This window comes from Kitasatospora sp. NPDC088779 (assembly GCF_040685395.1).
Taxonomy (GTDB): Bacteria; Actinomycetota; Actinomycetes; order Streptomycetales; family Streptomycetaceae; genus Kitasatospora.
Window position 1 is genome coordinate 141,955 of the sequence record NZ_JBFBHW010000015.1, and the last position, 12,223, is coordinate 154,177.

Sequence of the window (12,223 nt, forward strand, 5' to 3'; positions counted from 1 at the left end):
GATTGTGGCATTGCTGGTCATTGAGTGACCTTCGGGCAACGCCTGGTGATCAACGGCGCCTCGGCGACCCACTGGCGGGTGTCGGAGGTCAGCATCACGTCCGTCGCCATGTTGGACAGCGTGGCGGCTGTGATCGGGTCGAGAACAAGGCGCAGCGCGTGTAGCAAGTTACTCTTGCCTACCCCGTTCTCCCCCAGGATGACCGCCGGCGTGGGGAAAGGATCGATGGTGGTGTCGCGGAAGTTCCGGAAGTTCTGAATGCGGATCTTGGACAGGCGCATCTGCTCTCCAGCTGCACTCGCTGGAACCGCACGCGGCAACAAGCCGAATTCGTGCAGTAGTTAAAGCTGAGCTTAGCCCCCCGGGCATGCCAGAAGCCCGCCAGTCGAAGCCGCTGCACCTGTGGGGGCCTGCCGTCGAGCCCGAGACTGAATTGAGCGACGCAGCCATCAACGTGAGCGGCGGGGCACTTCGAGCCCGAAAGTGATCGCGTTGGCTGCTGCCATCATCGATCACTTGGTGACGAACTCACAGGTCAGAACGTTGCGCTGTGATCCACGATCTCACCCACACCGGCATGTGCCGCGCCGTCCGCTCATGCATCGCTGACGCACTCCGTTAGTCGTAGCTCGCTGCGACGGCACGCCGATCGCACGGCTCGGATAGGTAGTTTACTGGAGGTCGATTGTCTGTAGCGCGGACGGCAGGTTCGCGCGGTAGGGAAGCAAGCCCAGGCGCCGCTGCCTGACCGTTGCCGCGATGGAGACGTGGGCCCGCACGGCCGCTCCGGTTGGGGCCTTGACCACGACGGTCAACGTCTCGTCACCGATCAAGGGGACCGCATTTGTCGCCTTGAACCGCCATTCGGGATCGCTGTCGCGCTCACCCATACCCACGAGGAACAGCTGTTCGTGCTGCTGACTGGGGCTGACCTCCAGGGTGGACTCGATGATGGCGAGTTTGGCTGTTAGCGCGATCCGGCCGCCCACTCCACCGCCGGGAGCGAGGCGCTTCTTCGGGGCAATGGACCAGGCGATCGGCTGTCGGTCCGCAGGCTCGTCGGGAGCCTCCAAGCGGATGCCGAGGCCGGCGTCGACGAACGGGTCGTCGTTGTCGGACGGCCGGAAGGCGCAGACCAGGCTGAGGAGCAGGTAGTCGCTGTGGGCGGACTCCGACTCCAGGAAGTCAAGCCACTCCTCGTCCCCCTGGGCCGCCTGCTCGGCCGTGAGCCGACGCACCGCAGCCACCCCCAGGGACACTCGCCCCCGCAACGGGGCTGACGTAGTCGGGGTGTTGAGTCGCGGCACCTGAGAGAGCTCGACATCCCACAAGACTGGTGCGTCGATGCTGACGTGGTTCACTGCGCTACTCCTTGAGGTGTGTCCGGCGTGCGCCAGTCGCCGATGAAACAGAACGAACCCCAGTCCCGGTATGCGGGGTACTTGGTGCGTGTGTGGCACTGGGCAGAGCGGAATGCGGACCGACGATCACCATCTCCACAGAGCTGTCGGTATAGCTCAGCGAAGAAGTCGGTGGCCACGTCCGGATGGACCGGCCACAAGCATCCGATGACGGCCGAGGCGCCCGCGGCCAGGAAGGCTGCCGGCAGGCCGCGCAGGTTGTCGTTCATGTCGTAGCGGCCCAGGGCCGACTCGCACGAGCTCATGGTGACGAGTTCGACGCCACGCAGGTCGGTTCTCAGAACGTCGTGCGCGAAAACCCGGCCGTCGTTGTCGGGATCGGGTGACAGGAAGAGGCACTGGTACCAGGAGGCCCACTCATTGTGCGCGCCATGCGCAGCCACATGCACGTAGCGCGAGGTGCCGAGCTCGTTCAGGAAGCGGCTGGGCGTGGCGGCGGCTCCGAGCACGGCTCGGCCACCCATCGACGCCGCCACCGAAGACGCATGGTGCTCCAACGCCGTCTCGGCGCCCAAGCCGTGCCGCACGCCGCCGGTCGCCGACCCGAACGCCACAAGCTCATGGCGTGCAGCGGGCGGCGTCAGCTCCGCGGTGGTGGCGGTACGGAGCAAGGCGAGGCTCGAGAGCTGTGTCACGGTCCATTCGTCCGCTACCAGCCCGTCTGCGGCGGGAAGCAGCGGAAAAGGGACGAAGTGGAGTGGCCCGTTCGGCCAGATGCATAGATGCCGCTTGCCTTGGGCCTGCCAATGTCCCATCAGCTCTGTGAAACCGGCCAGGCATTGTGCGCCGGCGTACTCCAGGGCGGTGCCCGCCTCACGGCTCACCACGCGGTGCAGCGGATCGGCCGTAACGGCCTGTCTCAGCACGGAAACAGGGCCGGCCACCGGGTGGATCAGCATCGTATGGAGACCGCGGGTGAGGCGGAGCAGGTCGCCGCCGACGTCGTTGAACGCGACGGTCCGCAGGCGCACCTCCTCGCGCGTCACCGCCAGACCCACCGTCCCGGTTCGGATGTCCGTCGCGTTCGGTCCCGGGAACTGCCCGAGGAACAACGACAGCAGCACCGTGTCCTCCGGGAGCAGCGCCTGGACTTCGTCCAGGCTCAGGAGGGAGTTTCGCGAGAGGTTCCGGGCCTGGTGGAGTTCTATGCTGATCCGGCGGTCGACGGCCCGCTGCAGGTTGCGTTGCCGCGCGTCAGGGCCGCTCTCGGGTTCGGCCTCGCCGGTACCGACGTAACAGAGGATGGCGTCATCCGGGCTCAGCGGCCGCTCCGCAGGCGGTGGTTGGGCGGCGTCGAGGCTCGCCCGGTCGATCGCGGCAGCGAGCGCAGGTGACGGGGTGAACGGACCGGAGCGTTCGGCTGCGATCGCGAAATGCATGCCCTTGGCCACCTGGTGCAGAAGAAGAACGGTGGCCGCATCGACGCGGGCGTGCGAAGAGAGGACGTGGCCGAGGGAGAGGTACAGCTCTCGGAGCTTCCAGGCGATTCCCTCGTCCGTGCTCGTTCGGAGCGAAGTCATGCTGCTGAGCAGTGCGCTGGCAGCACTGCTCGCCACCGGATGGTCACAGCGCCGGACACAGGCCAAACCGGCTTCGAAGGCGTCGAGCGCCAGATCCTCCTGGTCGCACATCATGTACTGTGCGCCGGCCACGGCGAAGCACTCGGCTGCCGCCACCCAGTTCGCCGCGCGATCGGCGCGCACGGCCAGGTCGTAGGACAAGCGGCCGTACAGGTTCGCCACCATCTCAACGTGCTGGTCCACCCAGTCCGGAGCCGATCGAGCGGCCTCCAGGATCAGGGTTCGGCCCAGGGCCTGCTCGTCGCCCTCGCCGGAGTGCGCGGCAAGGTGGACGAGCGCCGCGGCCCGCTCCGCCGGCCCCCGGGTCCGGTCTGCTGTGAGCTCCTCCGCTATGGCCCGGATCCCGCCCGGCATCGGGCAGTCGAGCGTGTCCTCGTGGAGCAGGTGCACCTCGCTGGTCCAGCGCGCCCGCCGCTGGTCGGGCTTCCGGAGCCTGAGGCCCGCCCCGTCAGCAGCCTCGATGAGTGCGGCCTCCAGATCCCGGTGCCCCGTCTCTGCCGCGAGGACCAATGCCTCGGTAAACAGGCTAGCCGCCTCGTGCTCGCCCTGGCGCTCCCGGACTTCGTCCAGCGGGACCGGGAGCAGGCCGTCCAGCTCGCGGGGCAAGACCAGCTCACCGAGCAGGGCGAGAATCCGCAACAGGTACAGGTAGCCGAGCGGATCGCGGAACGGGTCCAGGGTCCCGACTGCCTCCCTGACCGCCGCCCTCACCTCCTGGTCGTACGAGGTCCCGGTTAAGCCGGCGAGCATGGAGAGAGCCTCGACCAGGGCCTTGAGCGTTCGGCCACGCCGGTGGCCGGTGGCTAGCGCCGCCGCCTCCCCGAGCCGGGCCACGGCCTCCTCGAGCGCATGCCGCGGGTCCGGCATGGTGACGCCCTCCCAGCGAGCGGTGTGGACACCCATGTGCCGGGCCTCGCGGTCACGCCGGAGCTGTTGGGCCGAGGCGAACGACAGGTCTGCCAGCCCCCCGGTGTACGGGGTCAGGCACAACAGGCCGTCCGCGAACAGGGTCTCGGCGAGTTCAGCGACATCCTGCACGGCGTCACGACCGCGTAGTTCGTCAATCTGCCGGCCGGCCACCTCGCGCGCGTGCTGGAACAGCGCCGCGTCCGGCTGCTCGGCCAGGGCCAGCCGAGCCGCCTCGACGTACGCGTCCGCCAGCAACCACCACGGGCCGTCCCGATCGGTCCCCCAACGCCGCTCAGCCGCTGCCAAGGTCAGGGCCAGCACGGCAACCGCTCGCCGGGGCATACCAAGCGTGACCAGGTCGACGGCCACCGCCGCCACGATCCGCACGGCGGCCTCCGACAGTTCGCTACCGAACTCGCCAACCCACCGCAGAGCCTCCTGCACGGTGACAACCCGTTGGTCCACCTCGTCGCCGAGGGCGATCAGACGACGTGCTTGCGCCGCCTCAGCCTCAGTCGCTGGCGGTGCTGGAGCCGACGCGTCCTGTGTGCCCCGGCCGGTGACGGCGTCGCCTGCGCGCCTCAGCCGGAGCGTGTGCTCCAGCAACAGCCCGGTCGCCTTGGCCAGGTTCACAAGATCCGGGCGCCGGCCGTGCTCCAGATCGAGGTCCGCTGCCCGACGCAGCCAGTCGACCGCCTCCCGCAACTGGGCGACCACATCGCTCCGCTCGGTGCCCGGGAGCTCGGCCCGACGGCCAAACCCCGTCCCCACGCCGATCATTGCCGACACCTGCTCGGTGGACCCCGGTGCCGCCAGCTCCAGGGCCCGACGATACGAATGCGCGGCATCGACCAGATCCGCCGGGATTCCGGTCAGTTCGAAGCGGCCGACCTGGGCACTGCCGAGGGTCAGCAGACGCGTGGCGGTCCGCGAAGCCGAGTGCTCCGACAACGCCGCCACAGCCCTCAACAGCTCGACGGCCCGGTCCGCGTCGGCCAGTCGCGACCGGTCGTCCCGAGCCAGCGCCGTCGCACGGTACTGATGGGCCAAGCCCATCAGGGTGTCGTGGTACGCACCGTCCCCACTCCGGGGAATGCGCTGAAGCAGCTCAAGAGCCTCATCCAGAGCAGCCCAGTCCTGTTGCTTCTCGAACTCCACCACCAGGTCGGCCACATGCTCAAGCGGATCGAACCACGGATCGTGTCCGGTCTCCTGTACCAGCCTGGGCCAGAGCTCACGCGGGACCCTCCTGTGGTCCGCAAGAAATAGCAGGCCGAAGAGATGGATCGCCGTCTCGTGCTCCCCCTGCGCGCGATCACCATCACCAAGCACAAGTGCTCGCGCCCAGTGGAACGCAGCCGCTGTGTACAGAGCCTCGGTGTCGACGTTGCGTGACGCCTGAACCTCCTCGGCGACGAGGGCCATGAGTCGTATGGCAGACTCGCGCCCCGCTTCGTCGAGTAGCGCTTCTGTCTCCGATCGGTAGGCGTGCTCGGCAACCCGAGCCTTCAAGTCCTCGACAAGCGCGTCCCGCATGGCTCCCCCGTAGTGACCAACCGCCATCGTGACACGATCCGACCCACATGGCGGCGAAATGCCACCACCGGCTCCCCATCGCCGAGGCCGGCTGGGGCAACCTACGGTTCGGCCGCGCAGTCTTCCAGCTCCTACGCAGCCAGCCCCGCGCTCGCGCGGGTTGCGGAGATCAACTCGCCTGATGGCCGCTACACCACCTTTCACTCTCCGTGACTAGCTGCTCCGGACTGGGCCCCGCCCAACAGGCAACCACCAGCCATCGCCACTCCCGAAGCTCATTCCCCCAGAACTCGCCATGTGCACCGGCTGACCTCACGGCCCCAACAGCGGCCAGGCAGTACCCGGCTCCGCGACTCGAATGGATGCCACCCGGCTGGGCCAACTGTCCTGCACTCCAAAGGGTTTGGCCCTACCTTTCGATCGAGGGGGTCACCTGAGCGAAAGGCTGTTTCGGCATGGCCGGGAAATTCGAGCTGTACAAGGACGAGAGCGGGATGCACCGCTTCCGGCTCAAGGCGAGCAACGGGACGGTCATCGTCACCGGGGACCCGCACGAGAGCAAGGACGAGTGCCTTAGGAGCATCGAGTCGCTCCGCAAGCTCGCGCCGTACGCGGAGCTCAAGGAGGCGGCCGGGTCGCACTGAGGCGGCGCGGTGCGGGAGCGGGTCGGCGATGCAAATCGCCGACCCGCGTTCGCTTCTACGACAGATCCCTTTGGCCGGGTGCACGCCGGGCGCGGACAGAACACCGACATGCGCGTCGTCATCGTCACCGAATCCTTTCCGCCCGAGGTCAACGGAGTCGCCCACAGCGTGCTGCGGACGGCCGAGCATCTGGTCCGCCGGGGCCACCAGCCACTCGTCGTCACCCCCGCACCCGCGCGGGGCGCCGCGTGCCCGCCGCACACCTTCGGCGGCTCCGAAGCGGTGGAGCTGCCGGTGGTGCGCATTCCGTCGGTGCCGCTGCCCGGGTACCCGCAGGTGCGGATCGCGCTGCCGAGCCGGCAGCTGGCGGCCGCCGTCGCCGGGCACCGGCCGGACATCGTGCACCTGGCCAGCCCGTTCGTGCTCGGCGCGCGCGGGGTGCAGGTCGCGGCCCGCCTCGGCGTCCCCGCCGTGGCCGTCTACCAGACCGACCTCGCCGGGTACGCGCACGCCTACCGGGCCGGGCGGGGCCTCGGGGAGGCAGCCGCCTGGCGGCGGATCCGGGCCGTGCACCGGGCCGCGGCCCGGACGCTGGCGCCGTCCACCCCCGCCGCCCAGGACCTCACCGCGCACGGAGTACCCAGGGTGCAGCTGTGGCCGCGCGGGGTGGACTCGGCGCGGTTCCACCCCCGGCACCGGGACGAGGCGCTGCACCGGGCGCTCGCCCCGGGCGGGGAGGTGCTGGTCGGGTACGTCGGGCGGCTGGCGCCCGAGAAGCGGGTCGACCTGCTGGCCGCCGCGTCGGCCCTGCCCGGGGTGCGGGTGGTGGTGATCGGGGACGGGCCGTCCGGGCCCGGGCTGCGGGCCTCGATGCCCGGCGCGGTGTTCCTCGGCCGCCGGACCGGCGAGGAACTGGCCCGCTGTTTCGCGACCCTGGACGTGTTCGTGCACACCGGCCCGCTGGAGACCTTCTGCCAGACCATCCAGGAGGCGATGGCGAGCGGCGTGCCGGTGATCGGCCCGGCCGCCGGCGGCCCGCTGGACCTGGTCGCGCACCACCGGACGGGCCTGCTGGTGCCGCCCCGGGACGGCGCCGCGGTGGCCCGGGCGGTGGCGGAACTGGCCGCCGACCCCGGGCGGCGGGCCGCGTACGGGCGCGCCGGACGGGCCGAGGTGACCGCGCGGACCTGGGAGGCGGTCGGCGACCTGCTGCTGCGGCACTACTCGGAGGTCCTCGCCGAGCACCGCGGCACACCGGTGGCTCCCCCTTCCGCTCCCCCGGCGGTCGTCGAGCCGGTCGCCGTCGTGGAGGAGCTGCCGGCATGACGGACACCGCCGACCGCGAACCGCTGACCATCGTGCGGCTCGCGAACTTCGTCACCCCGGTCTCCGGGGGCCTGCGCACCGCGCTGCGCCACCTCGGTGCCGGCTATCTGGCCGCCGGGCACCGGCCGGTGCTGATCGTGCCCGGGGAGCGGCGCAGCGAGGAGGAGGGCGAGCAGGGCCTGGTGGTCACCCTGCCCGGGCCGGTGCTGCCGGCCAGCGGCGGCTACCGGGTGCTCACCGACCGGCGGGCGGTGGCCGCCGAACTGACCCGGCTGAAACCCGACCGGCTGGAGGTGTCCGACCGCACCACGCTGCGCTGGACCGGCAGTTGGGCCCGGCGGCACGGCGTCCGCTCGGTGATGGTGTCGCACGAGAGCGCCGTCGGGGTGCTGCGCACCTGGGGGCTGCCCCGCCCGCTCGCCGACGCGGCCGCCGACCGGCTCAACGCGGCGACGGCCCGTACGTACGACGCGGTGCTCTGCACCACCGACTGGGCGGCGGCGGAGTTCCGGCGGATCGGCGCGCCCAACCTGGCCCGGGCCCCGCTCGGCGTGGACCTGGACGCGATGCGCCCGCTGCCGCCGGCCGCGCGGGCCCGGGAGCGGGCGCGGTACTGCGGGCCGGACGACGTGCTGCTGGTGCTCTGCTCCCGGCTCTCGGCCGAGAAGCGGCCCGAGCGGGCGGTCGAGGCGCTGGCCGCACTGCGGGCCCGGGGGCTGCCGGCCGTCCTGGTGGTGGCCGGGACCGGACCGCTGCGGGACCGGCTGGCGGCCCGGGCGGAGCGGCTGCGGCTGCCGGTGCGCCTCCTCGGGCACCTGGGCCGGCGGGAGGAACTGGCCCGGCTGCTGGGCTGCGCGGACGTGGTGCTCGCGCCCGGGCCGGTGGAGACCTTCGGGCTCGCCGCGCTGGAGGCGCTGGCCTGCGGGACACCGGTGGCGGTCAGCCGCTCCTCCGCGCTGCCCGGGCTGATCGGCCTGGCCGGGGTGGCCGCCGCCGACACCGGCGCCGGATTCGCCGCGGCGGTACGGGAGTTGCTGGCGCGCCCGGAGCAGGCGCGGCGGGCCGGCGCCCGGGCCCGGGCCGAGCGGTACGGCTGGCCGGCCGCGGTGGCCGCGTTCCTCGCGGCCCACGGCGTGCGGAACCCCGGCGCGGTGGAGGAGGGTTGGGATGAGCGTGCTCGGCACCGGGCGTGACCGGTCCGCGGACGGCCGGCCGGTCACCGGCGGGCCGGTGCGGTTCGTCGCGCTCGGGGACTCGCTGACCGAAGGGGTCGGGGACCCGGTCGGTGAGGGATGGCGCGGCTGGGCCGCCGTCCTGGCCCGGTCGCTGGCACCCGAGGGCGGCGTCGAGTTCACCAACCTGGCGTGCAGCGGCGCCCTGACCACCGACCTGACGAATCGTCAACTCCCTTCCGCGTTGGCGCTACGGCCACGGTTCGCGGCCGTGGTGGTCGGCGGCAACGACACCCTGCGGGCGGGCTTCGACATCCGGCGCACCACCCTGGATCTGGACGCCACCCTGGGCGAACTCTCCAGCCACGGCGCCGTCCTGCTGACCGCCTGCCTACCCGATCCGGGCACCCTGCTCCGCCTGCCCGCGCCGCTGGCCCGACCGCTGGCGCGGCGGATGCAGGCCGTCAACACCGTCGTGCACGCCCTCGCCGCCCGGCACCGGGCGGTGCACCTGCACATCGCCGAGCTGCCCTGGTGCGCGCAGCGTCGGCTGCTCAGTGTCGACCGGCTGCACCCCAGCGCCGAGGGCCACCACCTGATCGCCCGCGGGTTCCACGAGCTGCTCGCCGCCGCCGGCCACCCCCTCGGCCCGCCGCCCGTCGACACCCCCGCCGAGGCCCCACCCGGCCGGGCCGCCGACCTGTGGTGGATGGCCACCCAGGGCACCCGCTGGGTGGCCGCCCGCAGCACCGACCTGCTGCCCGGACTGCTCGCCCTGGCGGCGGCCGAAGGCATCGCCCGGCTGCGCGGGTCCAACGGGCGGCACGACGAGCAGATGGCCCGCGCGGCGGCGCAGGCCCTCGCGTCACTGGGGTGAGGCGGCGAGGGCTCGGCTAGGACGGCTCGTGGGGGGAACCATGAAAGGGGTCCGCCGAGTCGTCGGGGGGACACGGCCTTCGAACCGGGCCTGACGGAGGGAGCAGCGGTGGACGCGTCATCCGGGAGCGGGCGGGAGTTGCTGGCGGCGGCGGGGGTGCTGTTCCCGGACGGGCGGGGGCGGGTGCTGGTGGTGCGGTTGCCGTACGACCGGAAGCATCCGGTGGCGATCCCGGGCGGCGGGTGGGAGCCGCAGGACCGGTCCCCACGGGAGACCGCGCTGCGCGAGGTGGTGGAGGAACTCGGGTTCACGCCCCGGCTGGGGCCGCTGGCCTGCGTCGACTGGACGCTCGACCACTTCCGGCCGCCGATCGCCGCGTACCTGTACTGGGCGCAGCCACTCACCGCCGAACAGGCCGCGGCGATCCGGCCGGACGCGGCGGAGGTCGGCGGCTGGGCCTGGCTGACCCCGGACCAGGCGGGCCACGCGCTGCCGCCCCTGCTGTCCCGCCGGGTCACGGCCTGCCTGCGGGCGCCGCGGTCGGCCGGTCCGCTGGAGCTGGAGGACAGCAGGCCCGTGGGGCACACCCTCGACCACCTGCCGGCGGACGAACCGCCGCCCGCGTACACCGGGCTGGCCGGGGTCACCGCCCTGGGCCCCGCCCCCGGCGGGCCGGCGGCGGGGCCCGGGTACGAGCCGCCGATGGACCGGGCCACCTACATCGCCACCCGCCCGCGGATCCGGGCCAAAGCCCGGGCCCTGTTCACCGACGACGCCGGGCGGGTCCTGCTGGTCCGGCTGCGGCCGTGGGACGGGCCGCGCGGCCGGGTGCCGTACTGGACGCTGCCGGGCGGCGGGATCGAGGCGGACCGGGAACTGCCCCGGGCGGCCGTCCGGCGCGAGATCCGCGAGGAACTCGGCTGGGAGGTCGAACCGGGGCGGCTGCTGGCGCTGGACTGGCAGCCCGGGTCGGCCGCCGACCCGGAGGCCGACCCGGCGACCGGGCGGGACACCGCCGTGCTGGTGTCCGTGTTCGACGGGGGCACGGTAACGGAGCGGATGCTCGGTTCGATCGCGCTGCCGGAGGAGGAGCTGGTGGAGTGGCGGCTCTGCGGCCCCGCCGAGGCACGGGCGCTGCTGACCGGCCCGTCCTGGGCCCGGACGGCCGCCGCGCTGGCCGCGCGGGAGCGGGCGGGCGGGCCGGCCGAGCTGGTGCGCGGACGCACCGCCGGGTAGCGGCGGGCGGGCCGGGCGAGCTCAGGAGGGTTCAGGAGGGTTCAGGAGGGCGAGTCGGGGGGGGGACCGGCCGGGTGGGTTGGTCGGACCGGCTGGTCGGACGGGGCTGTCGGGCAGGGCGGACAGGGCCGGGTCGGGTGGGTCACACTGGGGCCATGCAGAACGGGATCACGCAGCACGGGATCACGGAGGCGCTGGCCGGCCGGCGAGTGGCGTCGGTCAGCGGCGGCGACCGGCTGGACCTCACCCTCGACGGGCCGGTGACCGTCCGGGTGGCGCACGAGTTCCGCCTCGCCGCGCCCTCCTTCACCGCCCCGGCGGAGGTCGAGCACTACTTTCCGGCGCTGACCATCCGCCCGACCGGCACCCTGCTCGCGCTCGTCGGCCGGACCGTCGACACCGCCGAGATCACCCTCGCCGGCGGCCTGGAGCTGGCCTTCGCGGAGGGCGGCGCGCTGTCCGTCCCGCCGCACGCGCAGCTCGCGCCGTGGAGCGTGGAGACCGCGGAGGGGGCGATGTGCGCGGCGCTGCCGGGCGGCGAGGTCCGGTGGACGGCGCCCGGCGCGGCCTGAGCCGACGCCGGGCCGACGCGTCGTCCGGTCGGACTCTCCGGCCTGTCCGCCTGTCCAAGCTGTCCGGCCTGTCAGACCTCCAGGTCGGCCTCGATCCTGGTGAGCTGGTGGCGGGCCATCGCCAGGTTGGCCCGCGCCTTGTCCAGCGCCAGGTAGAGGAAGAGGCCCTTGCCGGTGCGGCCGGCGAGCGGCCGGATCAGGTGGTACTGGCTGCTGAGGGTGATCAGGATGTCCTCGATCCCGTCCTGTAGGCCGAGCATGTCCATGGTGCGCATCTTGGCGCGAACCACGTCCGTGTTCCCCGCCGCGGCCACGTTGAGGTCCAGCCCGCCGGGGCCGTCGAGGGTGGCGAGCGCCATGCCGCTGTTGTAGTCCACGAGTGCCGCGCCGATGGCGCCCTCGATGCTGGTCATGGCCTGCTTGAGCGCGCCGGCTGCGTCGGTCATCTGGGTAACTCCCTTTCGGTGGTGGTGTGCTGGGGTGGTAGGTGCGGTCGGGCCGGGGGCCTGACCGGTCAGGCCGGTCAGGCCGGGTCGCGGGGGTCCTTGGGCAGGAGGCTGTCGCTGAGCAGCCCGGCGATCCGCTGGGCCGAGCGGCGGGCCTCCAGGTGCAGCCGGCCGACATTGACGTCCGGGTGCGCCAGCAGCGCCAGCACGCAACTGCCCCCGGCCGCGTAGGTGGCGACGTAGCCGTGCTCGCCGCGCACCAGCGACTCGCGGAACTCGCCCTGGCCGGTGGTGTCGGCGAGCCGCTGGGCCAGCGACAGCGAGGCCGCCGTCATCGCGGCCAGGCCGGAGGGTTCCGCCCCGTGGGTGTCGTGCGCGACCAACAGGCCGTCCACGCTGGCCACCAGGCCACCCGCGAGGTGCGGGACGCGCTGCTTGACGGCGCGGAGCTCGGCGAGCAGTTCGGTCTCCAAGGCGATCAGTTGTCTCCTTCCGACACGCTGC

11 protein-coding genes are annotated in these 12,223 nt (G+C 72.6%); 6 read left to right on the plus strand and 5 right to left on the minus strand.

The window, feature by feature from the left end; genetic code table 11:
* Nucleotides 1-17 precede the first annotated feature (17 nt).
* The 3 genes from AB0P03_RS17115 to AB0P03_RS17125 all read right to left on the minus strand — a co-directional run bounded on the left by AB0P03_RS17115 (nt 18) and on the right by AB0P03_RS17125 (nt 5,335).
* Nucleotides 18-281: an AAA family ATPase gene (locus AB0P03_RS17115; protein WP_363629488.1), complete on the minus strand. Its 264-nt coding sequence runs from the start codon at nt 279-281 to the stop codon at nt 18-20.
* A gap of 390 nt (nt 282-671) precedes the next feature.
* On the minus strand, nt 672-1,361 hold the full coding sequence (locus tag AB0P03_RS17120) for a hypothetical protein (protein WP_363629490.1): 690 nt from the start codon (nt 1,359-1,361) through the stop codon (nt 672-674).
* On the minus strand, nt 1,358-5,335 hold the full coding sequence (locus AB0P03_RS17125) for a CHAT domain-containing protein (RefSeq protein WP_363629491.1): 3,978 nt from the start codon (nt 5,333-5,335) through the stop codon (nt 1,358-1,360). Before AB0P03_RS17125 ends, AB0P03_RS17120 begins: the two co-directional genes overlap by 4 nt.
* Before the next feature lie 566 nt (nt 5,336-5,901).
* Here AB0P03_RS17125 and AB0P03_RS17130 point away from each other — a divergent pair.
* The 6 genes from AB0P03_RS17130 to AB0P03_RS17155 all read left to right on the plus strand — a co-directional run bounded on the left by AB0P03_RS17130 (nt 5,902) and on the right by AB0P03_RS17155 (nt 11,273).
* Nucleotides 5,902-6,090 carry a DUF1508 domain-containing protein gene (locus AB0P03_RS17130; RefSeq protein ID WP_063350276.1) on the plus strand — a complete coding sequence of 63 codons (189 nt, stop codon included), beginning with the start codon at nt 5,902-5,904 and terminating at the stop codon, nt 6,088-6,090.
* Between the two features lie 108 nt (nt 6,091-6,198).
* Nucleotides 6,199-7,416 (plus strand): glycosyltransferase family 1 protein, encoded by a 1,218-nt coding sequence (locus AB0P03_RS17135; protein ID WP_363585968.1) that lies wholly within the window; start codon nt 6,199-6,201, stop codon nt 7,414-7,416.
* Nucleotides 7,413-8,609, plus strand: a complete 1,197-nt coding sequence (locus AB0P03_RS17140) for a glycosyltransferase (RefSeq protein WP_363585967.1) — start codon at nt 7,413-7,415, stop codon at nt 8,607-8,609. The genes AB0P03_RS17135 and AB0P03_RS17140 overlap by 4 nt, the downstream gene beginning before the upstream one ends.
* Nucleotides 8,584-9,465 carry an SGNH/GDSL hydrolase family protein gene (locus AB0P03_RS17145; protein WP_363585966.1) on the plus strand — a complete coding sequence of 294 codons (882 nt, stop codon included), beginning with the start codon at nt 8,584-8,586 and terminating at the stop codon, nt 9,463-9,465. Before AB0P03_RS17140 ends, AB0P03_RS17145 begins: the two co-directional genes overlap by 26 nt.
* A 108-nt stretch (nt 9,466-9,573) precedes the next feature.
* Complete coding sequence (locus AB0P03_RS17150) at nt 9,574-10,701, plus strand: NUDIX hydrolase (RefSeq protein WP_363585192.1); 1,128 nt, start codon at nt 9,574-9,576, stop codon at nt 10,699-10,701.
* A 155-nt stretch (nt 10,702-10,856) separates the two neighbouring features.
* The gene (locus AB0P03_RS17155; RefSeq protein WP_363585194.1) at nt 10,857-11,273 is read left to right on the plus strand and encodes a DUF6188 family protein; all 417 of its coding nucleotides are present in this window, start codon (nt 10,857-10,859) and stop codon (nt 11,271-11,273) included.
* Between the two features lie 71 nt (nt 11,274-11,344).
* On the opposite strand, the gene AB0P03_RS17160 is transcribed toward AB0P03_RS17155, so the two are convergent.
* On the minus strand, nt 11,345-11,719 hold the full coding sequence (locus AB0P03_RS17160) for a hypothetical protein (RefSeq protein ID WP_063350272.1): 375 nt from the start codon (nt 11,717-11,719) through the stop codon (nt 11,345-11,347).
* 77 nt (nt 11,720-11,796) lie between these two features.
* Nucleotides 11,797-12,192 (minus strand): roadblock/LC7 domain-containing protein, encoded by a 396-nt coding sequence (locus AB0P03_RS17165; RefSeq protein WP_350879110.1) that lies wholly within the window; start codon nt 12,190-12,192, stop codon nt 11,797-11,799.
* Nucleotides 12,193-12,223 lie beyond the last annotated feature (31 nt).

What these genes read in the sequence shown, in the direction of transcription:
- AB0P03_RS17115 (WP_363629488.1), bottom strand. Translation starts at nt 281, where the DNA reads ATGCGCCTGTCCAAGATCCGCATTCAGAACTTCCGGAACTTCCGCGAC.
- AB0P03_RS17125 (WP_363629491.1), bottom strand. Translation starts at nt 5,335, where the DNA reads ATGGCCCTCGTCGCCGAGGAGGTTCAGGCGTCACGCAACGTCGACACC.
- AB0P03_RS17130 (WP_063350276.1), top strand. Translation starts at nt 5,902, where the DNA reads ATGGCCGGGAAATTCGAGCTGTACAAGGACGAGAGCGGGATGCACCGC.
- AB0P03_RS17135 (WP_363585968.1), top strand. Translation starts at nt 6,199, where the DNA reads ATGCGCGTCGTCATCGTCACCGAATCCTTTCCGCCCGAGGTCAACGGA.
- AB0P03_RS17140 (WP_363585967.1), top strand. Translation starts at nt 7,413, where the DNA reads ATGACGGACACCGCCGACCGCGAACCGCTGACCATCGTGCGGCTCGCG.
- AB0P03_RS17145 (WP_363585966.1), top strand. Translation starts at nt 8,584, where the DNA reads ATGAGCGTGCTCGGCACCGGGCGTGACCGGTCCGCGGACGGCCGGCCG.
- AB0P03_RS17155 (WP_363585194.1), top strand. Translation starts at nt 10,857, where the DNA reads ATGCAGAACGGGATCACGCAGCACGGGATCACGGAGGCGCTGGCCGGC.
- AB0P03_RS17160 (WP_063350272.1), bottom strand. Translation starts at nt 11,719, where the DNA reads ATGACCGACGCAGCCGGCGCGCTCAAGCAGGCCATGACCAGCATCGAG.